Below are 15,986 nucleotides of genomic sequence, written 5' to 3'. Positions count from 1 at the left end.
CGGTGTCAGCCGGCGGCCGAGACCGGCGGTCCAACCTTGACGGTCGCACCGCGCTCACGAAGTGACGCGATGATCTCCTCACTCGTTCCCGAGTCGACGACAACAGCGTCGAAGTCGGCCGTGTCAGCGACTCGATGGAGCGCGGTGCGCTCGAACTTCGAGTGTGTGACGGCGAGGTGTGACTGGCTCGCTGCCGCGATCATCAGCGACTTGTATTCCGCAACTGCGTCGTACGGATGGTAGACCACGCCATCGTTGACTGCGGCGGCGGAGATAATCGCGTGATCGGCTCTCACCCTCTTGAGCATGTCGATTCCGGCAGGACCGTAGTTAGCGTCGAGGTGACGATCGTAGCGGCCGCCGAGAGTAATGAGCTCCCAGTCGGGAACCGAACCCGCGAGCGAAATAATCGACCAGTTGTTCGTAATGATCGTGAGGCCGCCGATGTGGGTGTAGGCCTTGAGGATCGAGTACACCGTGGACGAGTCATCGAAGAGAAGGGACGTGCCCCGCGTGATGAGGTTGGCGAACTGAGCAGCGAGAGAGGCCTTCTCATCCTCCTCCTGGGTGAGCCGATACTTCATCGACGTTTCGGACAGAGAGGTTGCAACGGCGCTGACCTCACCACGCGAGCGGACGATGACGCGGTCTTCTTCAAGCTCGGACAGGTCCCGATAGATCGTCATCGGCGATGCGTCGACGAGCTTGAGGATGTCCTCCACTCGCGCCGTTCCGGCGTTTAGCACATATTCGGCAAGTAGCTGCTGCCGCTCGTTCTTGCTGAGCTGCGCCACGTTGAACCTCCCTCGTTTGTCTCTTCTACGACAGTAACTGCTGTTTTCCTAAGATGGCGAAACGTGCAGTGCCGGGAGCCTCAGCTCCCGGCACTGCACGTGGTCACGGCCGAAGGATGTATTTCGACCCGCGGCCCGCTGCCATGTCCTCGAGGGACTCGACGAGGGCTTCGAGCGGCCGAACCTCAGTACAGAGCGACATTCCATCGAACTTGCCGGTGGAGAGCAACTCGACGGCGATCTTCACGTACCGGGGCTGGTGATGGTACACGCCCTTGAGCGTGTACTCCTTGTAGTGCATGTCGGACGAGTTGACGGAGAACGGCGCATTCTTCGGTGTCCCTCCGAATAGGACGGCAGTTCCCCCCGGGCGCAGGCAGAGAACGGTCTGCTCCCACACCTGCGGCAGTCCGACAGCCTCGATGGCGACATCGGCGCCGCGGCCACCGGGGGTGAGCGCGATAATCTTGTCCGCGCAATCCTGCGGCGTCTCGAGTCCGGTGAGATCGACGGTCCGAGCACCCGCCTCTTCCGCCTGTGCGAGGCGTCCGGGCGAACGATCGGCAGCAATGACGCTTGCTCCGCGTAGCTGCGCGAGCTTGATGAACATCTGTCCGATCGGGCCGGCGCCGTTGACGATAACCGTGTCACCGAGCGCGATTCCGGATTCCGCCATGCCATGCACAACGGTTGACAGGGGCTCGAGCGGTGCCGCGGCCTCGAAGGAGAGTGTGTCGGGGATCGTGTAGGTGTTCCGCTCGACGATCGCCTTCGGAACGATAATCTGCTCCGCGAAAGCACCGTTGAGGTATTCGAGGTTCTCGCACAGCGACTCCCGCCCGATTTGGCACGCCCAGCAGGATCCACACGGCGCGGTGTTGGCCGCGACGACGCGGTCGCCGACAGCGAAGCGCGTCACGCCCTCCCCCACCTCGGTCACGACACCGGCGAACTCGTGCCCAAACCGTGCCGGGAGCGTCGGGAACAGGGTTGGGTGGCCGCGTCGATACGACTTGAGGTCGGTGCCGCAGGTGGCTGCGGCCTTCACCTCGACTGCGATCTCCCCAGGACCCGGTATACCGGGTTCAATCTCTTCCAGGCGAAGGTCGCCTGGACCATAGAACATGTATGCGCGCATGTTTCTCCTTACGGCATGGGCGGCAAAACCGCCCTGGCCACGATATTGGCGTAGTCCGGATCATCGTCGTAGACGATAGTCCGTGCCGCATACAGGAGCGGCATCTGGTCCTTGACGTCAGCAGCGCGCTGCTCGACGAGATCGATTGCCAGCGGAATCGCGTTGATTCCCTCGACGGTCTGCTCGAGCTCCTCCATCGTCTTCATGGCAGCCTTCGCGCCCTCACCACGGCCCAGGCGGACGCCGTAAACCTTGTTGCGACCGGATAGTCCGGTCACCTCAAGGTCGCCGACACCCGGCAGGCCATAGGCTGTCGCCGCATCGGCGCCGAGCTTCTGGGAGAGGATGGACATCTCGCGGACAGCCTGAGCGAAGGTCGCCGCCTTGAGGTTGTGGTGGGGATGTCCCGTCATCTCTTCGAGGCCGTCGGCGATGCCGAGCATGATGGCATAGACGTTCTTCATCGGGGCGCAGACTTCGACACCGACCTCGTCGTTCGAAGGCTCGATACAGTAGTGATTCGACCGGGCCTCCCGGGCGTACTTCAGTGCGACGTCGTAATCTCGGCAACCGAAGATTGTCGCCGTCGGCTCGTCGGCTGCACACTCGTTGGCTTTGACGGGGCCGGCGACGGCCACGATCGGCGGGATCGCCACGCCGGCCTCGTCTGCAATGCGGCGGATGCCGTCGGGCAGGAGCTGGATCCTGCCGTCATCGGTGGGCAGGAAGCCCTTCGTTGTCAGCCACAGCGCGTCGGCCTTCGAGATTCCGTCGAGTGCCATCTCCACAACCTTCGGCACGCCGACCGATGCGACCGAGAGGGCGACGACGTCGACCCCTTTCATCGCCTCAGCGAGTTCGGCTGAACGGAATGTGTTGACCTTGTCAGAGATGACCGTGTCGATGCGGGGATGGGGTGTTCCCGCTTCGATCGCGTCAATCAGGTGATCATCGAGCCAGGTTCCCCACAGGTTCACGTCCCAGTTCGCGCGAACGAGCGCGTTGGCAAGGCCCGAACCCATGGCACCGGCGCCGAGGATTGCAATTGATGGCATAACCGTATCTCTCCCTTATTCTTCTTCGTTCGACACTTCGGCGTCGGGGTGCTTGCGGGCGAACTCGTGAAGCATGTCGTTCGTCTCCTTGAGGTCTGCGTAGAGACGCCCCTGGATTTCGCCGAGCTCCTGGTAGATTTCGTGATTCTCCTGGTTCGGCTCGGTCTCGTCCGTGAACTGCGCCATGTGCTGAGCTGCGGTCGCGATCTCCTTGTCTCCAAAGACACCGGTCGAAGCCATCGCTACGACACCCGCACCCAGCGCGGAGATCTCGTCCTCCTTGCAGGCTGTGATCGGCAGGCCAATCGCGTCCGTCATGATCTGGCGCCAGAGCTTCGAGCGGACGCCGCCACCCATCGCGCGAACCGTCGTGAGCTTCGTTCCCGTCGACTCTTCCATGGCGGTCAGCGAGCGTGCCATCTCCATCGAGATCGCCTCGAGAAGCGAACGGTACATCGAACCGGGGCCGTGGGTGCCACGCCATCCGACGACAGCGCCACGGGCGATCGGCTCCCAATACGGGGACTGAACAGCGTTCCAGTACGGCAGGGTGACAAGACCACCGGATCCGGGGGTGCGGGCTGCCGCGAGCGCCTCGAGCTCCGGGTCAGGGCCACCCCTGAGTTCCGGGTTGCCGAAGACGCGGCGGAACCATGTCGTGAGGAACGCGCCTGAAGACTGAAGGACTTCGAGGACGTAGGTATTGGGGATGCCGCCCGCGAGGGTGCGGTAGACCTGGTCGAACTGGTACGTCGTCGACGTGACGCCTGCGTTCACGGCGGTTCCCATGTTGAGGTACGCGACGTCCTCTGTCACGGCGGCCGCACCAACACCGGCAGCCTGGCCGTCGCCGAGACCGGCAATGACGGGGATCTCGCGGGAAATGTTCCAACCCTCGCGGACTTCCTTCTTGACGTAGCCAAGGATGTCGCCCGGCTGGTAGAGCTCGGCCATCTGGCTGCGGTTGACGCCTGCAATCTCCATGAGGGACTCGTCGTAGTCGAGCTTTTCAATGTCGAACAGGCCGAGTGAGTCGGCGGCAGCGACGGAGTCAACCCACTGACCAGTCAGGCAGAATGCGAGGTAGGCGTGGACGTTGACAACCCTGTCGGCCTTCGCCCACAGGTCGCCTTCGTGCTCCTTGACCCACGCCATCTTGTAAATCGCCGGCGTGACATCGGCGGGCTTGCCGGACAGCTGGTGAATCTCGGGCGTACCGTAGCGCTTGATCTGGTCCGCTGCGCGGATGTCGAGCCAGAGGATGCCGTTGCGGAGCGGGGTACCATCCTCGGTAAAGGGCGCGAAGGTCTCGCGCTGGTGGGTCAGCCCGACGGCGGCAATGCGGCCACGGTCAGCCATCGGCAACTTGTTGATCGCTTCCGCGATTGCGGCGTTGGTGGTCTCCCACCAGTGGGCGGGGTTGTGCTCTCCGAAGCCCTGCTGAGGGGTGCGGAGCGGAATCTCGCGCTTGCCGAGTGCAATGACATTGCCTTCGACGTCGACGATGATTGCCTTCGATGACGTCGTCGACGAGTCGACTGCGATAACGAGTGGGCCTTCGTTGGCGGCGGGGATATTCATCTGGAATCTCCTGAATTCGACGTTGAATTCGGCTGGGGAACCAACCTTACGACTTAGTATTAACAACCCGTACTGATAAATCTACCATTTCGACGTGATGGAAAAACGTTCGATCATGATAAATCAAACGTGCAAGCTTAGTTCCGCACGATCTCGCGGAATAGTGGAGAGAAGGGGAGGCGGGCTCGGCCCGCCTCCCCTTGACACTTCGCCCTACTTAGCTGGCTGCTTGCCGTAGTCCTTCATTCCGGTCACGGCGCTCTCGATCTGCTCCTCGCCGAGAAGAGCAATTGGCGCGCCTGTCGCCATCGCCTTCAGCTGGATATCGCAGACGTATTCGAGAATCGGCAGAAGGTCGACAGCCTTCTTGAGAGTCGGACCGATCGTGATCGCGCCATGGTTCTTCATGAGCGCACCCGTGCGCCCTTCAAGAGCCTTCGACACGTTCACGGCCAAGTCGTCCGTCCCAAACTCGGCGTACGGCGCGACGCGGATGACCCCACCGAACATGGCCGAGTAGTAGTGCGACGTCGGGATCTCGTCGACGACGAGTCCGAGGGCCGTCGAGGCCACCGCATGGTTGTGGGTCACCGCAACCGCATCCGTGCTTTCGTACACGGCGATGTGGAGCGGGAGCTCCGAAGAGGGCTTAAGGCGCCCCTCGACGTGGTTCCCCGCCATATCGTGCACGACAACATCTTCGGCTGTCATCGTCTCGTAGTCGACACCCGACGGCGAGATGATGACGTGGTCGCCCACCCGGATCGACACGTTTCCAGCCGTGCCCACGACAAGGTTTTCCCTCATCATGAACAGGCATGTGTCGACAACGTCCTGGCGTTCCTTCTCGTACAGCATGATCTTCCTTTACTTCTTCTTCGTGACTTCTGGATTAGCCAGATACTTCGGCAGTTCGCCCCGGCTGAACGCCGCGATGTCGGCGGTGCCAATACGGGCCGCGACGCGAGACGCCTCCTGCGAGGCTCCTGCCAAATGTGGGGTGAACGTGATGCGGGGTGTGCGTAGCAGTCGATGGTCTGCTGGTAGCGGCTCTTCCGGCAGACAGTCGAACGCAGCAGCACGGAGATGTCCGGCGTCGATCGAGTCGCACACGGCGTCATAGTCGACAAGAGAACCGCGAGCACAGTTGACGAAGATCGCGCCCTTCTTCATCTTGCTCAACGTATCGGCGTTGATCATGTGCTTGTTCTCATCGGTCACCCGCGCGTGGATCGTCACGAAGTCCGATTCGGCAAGCAGGGTGTCGAAGTCAACGAACTCGACGTCGCCATCAACCCCAATCTCCTTGAACGGGTCAAAAACGAGGACCCGCGCACCGAACGCCGCCATGATCGTCGCGACACGTGAACCGATCGCTCCGTATCCAATGACGCCCACCGTGGACGAGCCGATCTCCTGACCCGCCTTTTCAAACAGGTAATAGTCAGTTGCCCACTCGCCGTTGACAACTTCCTGGTGACGCTGGGCGATCTGACGTGCGGCTGCAAGGAGCATTGCGACCGAGTGCTCGGCCGTTGCTCGGGCGTTTCGGCCCGGTGCGTACGAGACCATGACGCCATGCCTAGTTGCCGCATCGATGTTGACGTTGACGGGACCGCCGCGGCAGATCGAGATGAGCTTGAGATCGGGGCTCGCGGCGATGACCTTCTCCGTAAACGGGAACGTGTGTGAGATGACGGCATCGCAACCCTTGAGAGCCTCGATCAGCTCATCCTCATCACCGAGAGCCTCAATGACGTCTCCAACGTCCCCGAAGGGCGGATTGGGCCACGTTGACGATATGCGGGCGATCTCGGCGTCGGGAAGCTCGTTCACGAGAGCCTCGGTCAGCACCTCATCCGTCAAGAAGCCGTCAGAAGCGATAAGAACCTTCACGGTATCTCCTCAGTTCGTGAGCTTGCGGACAGCCCGCATTGAGGGCCACACGGGACGAAGCGCGGCACGGGTCTCGAGGAACAGCTCGTACGCGGCCTCGTAGATTTCCTTGTTGTCGGCGTTCGGCTCGAACGTCTCGGTCGTCGCACCAAGCGCATCGGCCGCGTCGTGGACCGTGTCGAAGCGGCCTGCAGAGACGAGGGCGAGCACAGCGGCGCCACGGGCTCCCGCCTCCGGTGCGTCCTGGCGGACGACCGTCAGACCCGTCGCATCGGCGAGGATCTCGCACAGCAGGTCGGAGCGGAAACCGCCACCGGACACGAGCAGATCGTCGGTCACCTCGAGTGTGCGAATGCACTCGACGAGGGAGAAGGCGACGCCCTCGTAAACGGACCGGAGGATGTCCTCGCGCTCGGTCGTCAGGGACATGCCCTGCCAGGAGGCGGAAGCATTCGGATCGAGGAAGGGCGCGCGCTCGCCGCCCGGTGAGGCGTACGGCAGGTAGACAACACCGTGGGAGCCGGGTCCCGCACCGCGGGCGACCTTCTCGATCTCGGCCCAATCGGCCGAGTCGAGTGCCAGCATCCTCTTGATCCAGTCGAGATTCGGCGTACCCGTCATCGGCGCCATGAACTCGAGCACCTGGGTGCCGTTACCGGTCGCAAGCACCATCGACAGCTCCGACTTACGATCCTTAACGGATGGCATAAGCGATCCGACGAAGCCGGTGGTGCCGAGGATGAGCCAGGTCGCGCCATCGTCGACAGCGCCGAGACCAGCGCCTGTGACGGCAACATCGATCATGCCGACGCCGACCGGAGTGCCCTCGGGGATACCGGTGAGGGCGGCTACTTCCGCGGAGAGCGGGCTCGCCTCACCGCCGGGACGGCGAATCTCGGGAAGGAGCTGGAGTGCATCGGTCTGGCCGAGAGCCTCGGCGAGCTCCTCCGAGTAACCTGTCACGTCGTTAACGTCGAGGAAGGTTCGGGAAGCCTCGGTGTAGTCGGTCGCCTTGACCCCGGTCAGTTTGAACCGCAGCCAGTCCTTGCAGTACAGCTGGGTTGCGGCCTTCGCCATCGTTTCCGGCTCGTTCGCCTGTAGCTCCTCAAGGAGCACGGGGAACAGGCCTGAGAAGAGCGACGTGCCGGTCACTTCGAGGACCTTCGCGCCCTTACCGGCCTTGTTCCATTCGGCAACGCGGTCGCCCGCACGGCCGTCCATCCAGTTAGCGGCGGGGCGGATCGGGTCGCCGTTCTCATCAACGAGCCACACGCCATCGCCCTGGCCGGTGAGACCGATGCCGACGATCTCGTGCCCGTCGAGCTGCCCTGCGACCGACTTCAGGCAGGACGCAACAGCCTCCCAGATGAGGTTCATATCCTGCTCAGCTTCGCCGTTGCTACCGTAATCGACGGGCACCGACTCGTGGTGGGTTGCGTAGATCTCGCCGTCGAGCGTGAACGCAACCGCCTTGACGGCAGTCGTACCGCCGTCAACTCCGATGATGACTTCCTTCATTGATGACTCCTCGTTGAATGAGGTGGCTTGGGGTTATGGCCTAGGGCCGGTACCCGAGGTCCAAGCCGTGTCCCCGGGCGCGTGTGAGTCAGTCGGGAATAACGGCGACCTTGATGCCTTCGCCCGACTGTGCGAATTCGATGCCTGCGACGACATCGTCAAGGCTGTAGGTGTGGGTGTGGAGCGACTTGACGTCGATGAGGCCCGCACCGATGAGCTGGAGAGCCTTCTCGTGGCTCGCGCGACCGGCGTTCGACGCACCCGTCACGACGAGCTCCCCGTAGTGGACGAGGTTCGGGTCGATCTCGGCCAGCGCGTCCTTCGAGAACCCGGCGAACGCGTTGACGCGGCCTCCCTTGCGGGCAGCCTGGAACGCCTGGTTGACGAGTTCGCCGCGGCCGATGCAGATGATGACAACGTCGGCGCCCCGGCCATCGGTCAGGCCCTGGACGAACTCGGTGAGATCCTGCTCGAGCGGGTTGATCGTGTGGGTCGCCCCCATGGACTCCGCGACGGCCCTGCGGCTTTCGGACGGGTCGGAGACGATGACCTTCTCGGCACCGAGCAGCCTGTTGACCTGGGCGTGGAGGAGCCCGATCGGGCCGGCTCCCTGGATGAGGACGGTGTCGCCCACCTCGGTCCGGTAGTTGTCGGCGCCGTTGAGCACACAGCCGAGCGGCTCGGCCAACGCAACCTCGGCAGGCGTCAAGTGGGGTGCCGCGCGGTAGACGCCGCCGCGCTCCATCGCCTCACGCGGGATGAGGACGTACTCGGCGAGCCCGCCGTTGATGCGGTAGCCGAAGATCTTCGAATCGGTGCACAGGTGCTCCGAACCGCGCACGCAGTAGAAGCAGGCGAGGCACGGCACGGTCGGCAGGACGCCGACCAGGTCGCCGACCTCGAAGCCCTCGACTCCGGCGCCGACCTCGGAGACGTAGCCGGCGATTTCATGACCGAGAACGACCCCGACGTCGATGCCCTTCGACTTCTCGCCGCGGAGGATGCGGCCATCCGTGCCGCAGACGGTGTTGGCGCCGACCTTGAGGACGATCTCGCCCTCGCCGGCGACGGGCTTGTCGATGTCCCTCAGCTCGAGCTTTCCAGGTCCTGCGAATACTGCTGCTTTCATGAGATCTCCTTCGATGTGGCGAGCGGCGGCCGAATCAGCGCGACGGAATGGTCTGCCGTGCCGGTGCGCGAAACGGGTGCGGAAGAACGGCCGCCGCTCTTCCGCACCCACATGTATCAGCGCGCCTGAATGTCGGCGAGCCTATGGCTGATGTCAGCTGTCGCCGGGTACAGGTCGAGGTACAGCTTGTACATCTCCGAGTAGATCTCGTGGTTGTCGAGGTTCGGTTCCACCTCGCGCTCGGCCGAGTTCCACGTCGTGCCGACGTCGACGAGTCCGGCGGTCATCGCCGCCATGAGCGCGTCGCCGTACGAGGCGCCGATCGTCACCTTCGGGATGTACTGCTTGATGCCGATGATGTCGGACATGATCTGAGGCCAGAGGCCACCCGTCGTGCCGCCGCCGACGGCCCAGTACTCCGATGCCTCGCCGCCCGACTCCTTGATCGAATCGAGCAGGTGGCGAGAGCCGTATCCGGTCGCCTCGAGCGTGGAGCGGTAGATGTCTCCATGGGAGTGCGTGAGGTTGAGGCCTGCCAGGACGCCACGAGCATTCGGATCCGCGATCGGCGAGCGCTCACCCGAGAAGTAGGGAAGCATGAGCAGACCGTTACAGCCGGGTGCGGACTCGGCAGCGAGCTGTGAAAGCTCGTCGTAGCCCTTGCCGGTGAGGTCAGCAACCCACGTCGTGAGCGAGCCGGTTGTCGACATGCCGCCGGAAACGTTCGAGGTGCCCGCCAGCAGGCCGGCGTTCGACCACAGGGAAGGCGCGACGAGGGCCTTGTCGGAGATCTGGACGGCCACCATCGTCGAGCCGTACATGAGCATGACCTGGCCGGGCTGAGAAACACCGACTGAAAGTGCCTCAACGAACGCATCAATGGAGCCCACCGACACCGGGGTGCCGGGACGAAGTCCGGTGATTCGAGCGGCGCTATCGGTGATGTGGCCCGCAACCTCGTTCGACCACATGAGCTTCGGCATGGGCAGGTCGCCGCAAATGTCGTCGACCCATTCCTCGACCCAGTCGTTCGTGAACGGCGAGTAGAGCGGCTCGCACATGGACGCAGACAGGTGGTCGAGAACGTACTCACCGGTGAGGTGGAAGACGCAATATGTGTGCGCCATGAGGAAGCGCTGCGTGCGCTCCCACACCTCGGGCTCGTTCCGCTTGACCCATTCGATCTTCGGGCCCACCGACTGCGACGTCATATGGTTACCGCAGACCTCGAGGACCTTGTCGGAGCCGTAACGTTCAGTCAGCTCATCGATCTCAGCGGCGGAGCGAGTGTCAACACCGTAAAGGATCGCAGGACGGAGCGCCTGGCCGCGCTCATCCGCCGCCTGGAAGACGGGGTCGATGCCGGAGATACAGAGGCCCGCTACGTCGCCCTTCGCAAGCGTGGTGAGACGACGGCAGATGGCGACAACGTCAGCCCACCATGTGTCGTCGGCGTCGTGCTCGGCCCAACCCGGCCGTGGGAAAGATGTTTCGTGGCGCACGACTTCGCTGTGAATAACATTGCCCTGCGAATCCGCAAGAACGCCCTTTGTCGAACCTGTACCGATGTCGATGCCGATTACAAGATCTGCCATGTCTCAATCTCCTTTGATGAGCACGGCGAGCGACTTTGCTCGCCATGGCGCCCGTGATGATTTTCACCGCCGGGTCATCTCATCTTCCCCAAACTGCGAGCGTGATGTCAATGCAATTTCACGTGCCGGACTATCGCTTTTATTAATTGTGCATGTTAAAAGCGCGCGATCTTCTTACTAATCACGTGGAAAAGACGAAAATCGTCCATTTTCGCGTAGTGGCCCAGGTGGTCGAAAAAGTCCGGTTGTGCGGCGCACTGACGCTTCCGGGCAAACAGCGGCGGCCCCCTGCCAATCCAGGGAGCCGCCTCGTGTGTGTTCAGGTGAGGTCGTGGAAGAACGTGTCCCACGGGATCTCGAGCGGGGCGTCTTCGACGACGACAGAGTAAAGGAACCGACAGAGCGGGTATTCCTCTGGCTTGACGACACCCCTCTCGGTGAGCGGACCGAGAGCCTTGCCGATGACCTTGATGGCAGCGACGCCCTCGAGCGTCACGCCCTTCATGTGCTGGTCACGGACCTCGGAAAACGGAACCCCCTGGCCGACAAGAGTGCCAGCTTTGACGTTACGGCCACCCATGGACGTGACGAACATGTCGCCGACGCCGCCAAGGCCGTCCGCCGAAGCGGGGTTGCCGCCCATGAGCGTGACGAATGAGCGCAGTTCCTTCTGTCCCTGTGCGAACAGGGCGGCGCCATAGTTGTACATGACGTACCTGTTGTCGGCTTTGCCCTGGCTCTTGAGGAGCCCTTCAGCGAAGCCAGCCGCGAAGGCATAGATGTTCTTCGTCGCTGCGCCAGTTTCGTGGCCGACGAAGTCTGTCGATGTCCACACATGGTAGTAGTCGGTGCGGAACAGGTCAGCGATCCACTCGAGATCGTTCTTGTCATGCCCGCAGAAAACGACAGCCGTGTCGTGGTGAACAGCGAGCTCGCCTGCAATCGACGGACCGGTAATTGCGTTCCACGAGATTGACTCGGCAAGCTCGGGATCCATGTAGGACTTGATCGTGTCGGGCAAGACCTGCATCGTCCCGTCCTCGGCGGCCCTCATGCCCTTGGTGATGCAGAGGAACTTCTGGTTCGGCTTCATGAGCCGCGCCAGTTGCTCACCGATCCATTCGACCCCGAACGAATTGACGCCCGACATCACGAGGTCAACCCCCTCGAACGCCTCTTCTGCGTCCTCGAGCTGGTAGGCCGTGACGCCCTCATTGACCTTGAGCCCCAGATCGGGGTGGACGCCGGTGGTCTGGATCGAGTCGACGATCTCTCTGTCGAGGAACGTACCGACCAGACGCACGCTGTGCCCGTTTTCAGATGCAGGGAACGATAGCGCGGTCGCCATGATCCCGGCGCCGAGCATCACAATTGTTGCCATGTTTCTACTTCCTTGCGTTGATTCGAGTGAATATGTCCGCGAGCTTCGGGTAGATCTCCTGCTGGATCTCCGCCCATTCGCCATAGACGTCGTAGGCGTCCATGTCCGGCTCCGTCCTGTCGACGAAGCTCGACATGCCCTCCGAGGCGGACTGCACGTCGGGGTATGCCCCAATCGCCGCCATCGCCATCATGGCAGCGCCCTGGGCGCTGACCTCCTCCACTCCGGAGACGACGAGCGGCAGGCCCGTCGCATCGGCGAAGATCTGGCGGTAGAGGGGGTTGCGCGAGCCGCCGCCAGTGGCGCGAAGCTCCGTCAGCTTCCGTCCGGTCGATTTCTGGACGCGCTCGAGATTGCCCCGCAGCTCCATCGCCATGCCCTCGATGATCGAGCGGTACATGTGGGCGCGTGTGTGGGCCGTGCCGAAGCCGACCATGATGCCCTTCGCGAACGGGTCCCAGTGCGGGGACTGGACCGCGTTCCAGTACGGCACAGTCAGCAGCCCCTCGGTGCCCAGCTGGAGCTCCGCCGCGGCCCTGTCGAGCTCCTCGTCGAGGCCGCCGCCCTTCGACGGGTCACCCAGCTCCGATCGGAACCAGTTGGCCAGCACCGAGCCGGAGTTCTGAACGATCTCGAGCACGAAGGAGCCGGGAATGCCGCCGAGCAGCGTCCGGTAGGCGGGCGAGTAGGCGAACTCGAAGGCGTGGACGCCCGCGACGATCGACGTGCCGATGTTGACGTAGGCGACATCCTCGTCGATCGCGGAGGTGCCGAGCCCTGCCGCCTGACCATCGCCGACGCCGGCGACGAGGACGACATCCTCCGTCAGGCCCCACTTCTCGAGGAGCTCCGGCTTGATGGTGTCGATGATCGAGGCAGGCGGCGCCAGCACCGCCATCTGCTCCCGGGTGACGCCGGCGATGTCGAGCAGCTCATCGCTGTAGTCGACGTTCGCGATGTCGAGGAGGTTGAGCGTGTCGGCGGAGCCGACCGCCGAGACCCACCGGCCCACGAGGCGGTGGGCGAGGTACGCGTGGACGTCGACGAGGCGATGGGCCTTCGCGAGGACCTCCGGCTCGTGCTTCTTCAGCCACGCGATCTTGTAGAGCGCCGGTGTCGTATCGGCCGGCTTGCCGGACAGCTCGTGGATGTGGTCGGATCCGTATTCGCGGATCTGCTCGCCGGCGCGAGCGTCCAGCCAGAGGATGGCGGGGCGGAGCGCCTCGCCATCCTCATCGACGAGTGCGAAGGATTCGCGCTGATGGGTGATGCAGAGAGCCCGGATCCGCTTCCGATCGCTCTCGTCCAGCGCCGCGCAGGCCTGGCTGATGGCGGACTCGGTCGAGGACCACCATTGGACAGGATCATGCTCGTACATGTCCATGGCTGGCGTGAGCATATCGATGTCGGCCTTGCCGCTGGACAGGACTCTGCCCCGCGTGTCGACGACGACTGCCTTGGAGGCGGATGTGGAGGAATCTATTGCGATGACAAGCGGGTCGGACATTCTCTGCTCCTTCAGCTCTTCTGTCCGTACACGTTCTGGTAGCGATCGTAGAGAGAGTCGATGTGCCTCTGCTCGATCGGGATGGGATCCCCAAGGGACTGCGCGGCGGCGACCGTGCGAGCGACCTCTTCGACCATGACGGCGGCCTTGACCGCCGCGACGGCGTCACGGCCGATCGTGAAGGGACCGTGGTTCGCCATGAGGACCGCGGGTGAGCGGGAGTCCTTGAGCGTCTCGACGATGCCGCGGCCAATGGAGTCATCACCGATGATTGCGAAAGGCCCGACGGGGATCTCCCCGCCGAACTCATCGCCCATCATCGTGAGCACACATGGGATCGGCTTGTGGACAGCCGCGAACGCGGTCGCATAGGTCGAGTGAGTGTGGACCACTCCCCCAACCTTCGGCATGTGGCGGTAAACGTAGGCGTGGGCTGCGGTGTCCGACGACGGAGAGAGATAATCGGGAGTTCCATCCTCGATCTTCTCCCCGTCTAGCGTGCACACAACCATGACGTCGGCATTCAGCTCGTCGTACCGCACCCCGGAGGGCTTGATGACGAAGAGGTCTGCGCCGGGAACGCGCTCAGACACGTTCCCGGCCGTCCACACCACGAGGCCGTTGGCGGGGAGCTCCGCATGGAGCTCCGCCACCTTCTGCCGTGTTGCCGCAACCGCCTCCTGGATATCCTGTGGCAGTTCAGACAGCTTCATCATTTTGCGCTCTCAAACGCCTTCGCCTTGATGTCCTTCAGCCTGTACATCGGTGAGTTCTCGTTGCGGCCGAACTGGTCATGCAACTCGAGGTAGATCTCGTACAGCTCGTCGTACTTGCCGGCGCGCTCCTCATCGGGCAGGTAGGCCTGCTTGCGAACGTTGGACATCGCGTCCGCGGCCTTGAAGACATCCTCGTAGACGCCCGCGGCAACAGCAGCGAAGACTGCCGAGCCAAGCGCGCCCGTCTGCTCCGCCTCGGAAACCGAGATCGGACGGCGGGTGATGTCAGACATGAGCTGCATGTAGAACGCGTTCTTCAGCAGGCCGCCAGCGGCGACGATCTCTTCGACCTCAACACCGTGCTTCTCGAAGTTCTCGATAATGACACGGGCCCCGAACGCGGTCGCCTCGAGTAGTGCGCGGTACTGGTCTTCCGGAGTCGTCGTTAGCGTCTGGCCGATCATGAGCCCGGATAGGCGCGCGTCGGCGAGGATCGAGCGGTTGCCGTTGTGCCAGTCGAGTGCAACGAGGCCATGCTCGCCCACCTCCTGGTCGGCTGTCTTCGCCACGAGGAAATCGTGCAGCGAGATGCCCTTGCGAGCAGCCTTCTGCGCATACTCAGCCGGGACACAGTTGTCGGTGAACCATCCGAAGATGTCGCCGACAGCCGTCTGGCCACCCTCGAAACCCCAGTAGCCGTCAACCGCACCGCCGTCGACGATGCCAAACGTGCCGGGGACCTCCTTGAACTCTTCGCCGTTGATGACGTAGCAGGAGGAGGTGCCGAGAATCGCGGTGAGCTGACCCGGACGGACAGCGTTCGCGCCTGCGACAACAACGTGGGCATCGATATTGCCAGCAGCGACAGCGGTGCCTGCCTTGAGACCGGTCAGCTCCGCCATCTCCTCGGTCAGCCCGCCAACCTTGGCGCCAAGCGCGAGAATCGGGCCAGCCATCTTCTCTTCAAAGACATCCCCGAATCCGGGTGCGACCGACTCCAGGTACTCCTTCGACGGGTAGTCGCCGTCCTGGTACATGCGCTTGTAACCCGAGTCGCCGGCCGAGTAGGCGCGGACTCCCGTCAGCTTCCACGTGACCCAGTCAAGCAAGTTGACGATATAGGACGTCTCCTTGTAGACCTCCGGGGCCTTCTCGAAAACCTCGAGCGCCTTCGGCAGAAGAAGCTCAGACGATAGGACGCCACCGTAGCGAGGCAACCAATCCTCGCCGCGGTCCTGGGCAGCCTTGACGAGGCGGTCAGCCTGGTCCTGGGCACCGTGGTGCTTCCACAGCTTGATGTAGGCGTGGGGGTTGTTCTTGAACTCGTCGCGCTCGCACAGCGCGTTACCGTCCTCATCGGTGAAGAAGACGGTCGCGGACGTCGCATCGATGCCTATGCCAACGATGTCGGCGGGATCGACTCCCGCGTCCTTGACGGCGTTCGGCACGGCGGTGCCGAGAACCTCGATGTAATCGCCTGGAACCTGGAGCGCGAATTCCGGCGGGAGCTTCTGGCCGTCGCCAGCGTCCAACGTGCGGTCCATGACGGCATGGCTGTATTCCGTGACGGCGGTGCCGAGCTGCTCGCCGTCGGACGCGCGTACGACAACCGCGCGGCCTGACAGCGTGCCGAAGTCGATGCCGACGATGTATTTCTCTTCAGACATGTTTTCTCC

The 15,986-nt window shown here is 63.0% G+C and carries 13 protein-coding genes; all 13 read right to left on the bottom strand.

Annotation, left to right across the window (positions count from 1 at the left end; all coding sequences use genetic code 11):
- Nucleotides 1-5 precede the first annotated feature (5 nt).
- Complete coding sequence (locus H7E91_RS01525) at nucleotides 6-794, bottom strand: DeoR family transcriptional regulator (RefSeq protein ID WP_182353286.1); 789 nt, start codon at nucleotides 792-794, stop codon at nucleotides 6-8.
- 103 nt (nucleotides 795-897) lie between these two features.
- The gene (locus H7E91_RS01520) at nucleotides 898-1,932 is read right to left on the bottom strand and encodes a zinc-dependent alcohol dehydrogenase (protein ID WP_241698276.1); all 1,035 of its coding nucleotides are present in this window, start codon (nucleotides 1,930-1,932) and stop codon (nucleotides 898-900) included.
- Between the two features lie 8 nt (nucleotides 1,933-1,940).
- Nucleotides 1,941-2,987, bottom strand: a complete 1,047-nt coding sequence (locus H7E91_RS01515) for an NAD(P)H-dependent glycerol-3-phosphate dehydrogenase (protein WP_182353285.1) — start codon at nucleotides 2,985-2,987, stop codon at nucleotides 1,941-1,943.
- A 15-nt stretch (nucleotides 2,988-3,002) separates the two neighbouring features.
- On the bottom strand, nucleotides 3,003-4,568 hold the full coding sequence (locus H7E91_RS01510; protein ID WP_182353284.1) for a xylulokinase: 1,566 nt from the start codon (nucleotides 4,566-4,568) through the stop codon (nucleotides 3,003-3,005).
- A 213-nt stretch (nucleotides 4,569-4,781) separates the two neighbouring features.
- On the bottom strand, nucleotides 4,782-5,426 hold the full coding sequence (locus tag H7E91_RS01505) for a class II aldolase/adducin family protein (RefSeq protein WP_182353283.1): 645 nt from the start codon (nucleotides 5,424-5,426) through the stop codon (nucleotides 4,782-4,784).
- 9 nt (nucleotides 5,427-5,435) lie between these two features.
- Nucleotides 5,436-6,464, bottom strand: a complete 1,029-nt coding sequence (locus H7E91_RS01500; protein WP_182353282.1) for a 2-hydroxyacid dehydrogenase — start codon at nucleotides 6,462-6,464, stop codon at nucleotides 5,436-5,438.
- Nucleotides 6,465-6,473: 9 nt separating this feature from the next.
- Complete coding sequence (locus H7E91_RS01495) at nucleotides 6,474-7,982, bottom strand: FGGY-family carbohydrate kinase (protein WP_182353281.1); 1,509 nt, start codon at nucleotides 7,980-7,982, stop codon at nucleotides 6,474-6,476.
- 88 nt (nucleotides 7,983-8,070) lie between these two features.
- Entirely contained in the window at nucleotides 8,071-9,111 is a 1,041-nt protein-coding gene (locus H7E91_RS01490; protein WP_182353280.1) for a zinc-binding dehydrogenase, read from the bottom strand.
- Nucleotides 9,112-9,227: 116 nt separating this feature from the next.
- Complete coding sequence (locus tag H7E91_RS01485) at nucleotides 9,228-10,706, bottom strand: FGGY-family carbohydrate kinase (RefSeq protein WP_182353279.1); 1,479 nt, start codon at nucleotides 10,704-10,706, stop codon at nucleotides 9,228-9,230.
- A 319-nt stretch (nucleotides 10,707-11,025) separates the two neighbouring features.
- Entirely contained in the window at nucleotides 11,026-12,087 is a 1,062-nt protein-coding gene (locus H7E91_RS01480; protein ID WP_182353278.1) for an NAD(P)H-dependent glycerol-3-phosphate dehydrogenase, read from the bottom strand.
- A 4-nt stretch (nucleotides 12,088-12,091) separates the two neighbouring features.
- Nucleotides 12,092-13,594: a xylulokinase gene (locus H7E91_RS01475; protein ID WP_182353277.1), complete on the bottom strand. Its 1,503-nt coding sequence runs from the start codon at nucleotides 13,592-13,594 to the stop codon at nucleotides 12,092-12,094.
- An 11-nt stretch (nucleotides 13,595-13,605) separates the two neighbouring features.
- Nucleotides 13,606-14,310 (bottom strand): L-ribulose-5-phosphate 4-epimerase, encoded by a 705-nt coding sequence (locus H7E91_RS01470; RefSeq protein WP_182353276.1) that lies wholly within the window; start codon nucleotides 14,308-14,310, stop codon nucleotides 13,606-13,608.
- Nucleotides 14,307-15,977 carry a ribulokinase gene (locus tag H7E91_RS01465; protein WP_182353275.1) on the bottom strand — a complete coding sequence of 557 codons (1,671 nt, stop codon included), beginning with the start codon at nucleotides 15,975-15,977 and terminating at the stop codon, nucleotides 14,307-14,309. Before H7E91_RS01465 ends, H7E91_RS01470 begins: the two co-directional genes overlap by 4 nt.
- Nucleotides 15,978-15,986 lie beyond the last annotated feature (9 nt).

Origin of the sequence: Flaviflexus huanghaiensis, assembly GCF_014118685.1 — a bacterium.
GTDB lineage: Bacteria > Actinomycetota > Actinomycetes > Actinomycetales > Actinomycetaceae > Flaviflexus > Flaviflexus huanghaiensis.
The sequence above is the reverse complement of the archived record's forward strand: the minus strand, read 5'-3'. Positions and strand labels throughout refer to the sequence as shown.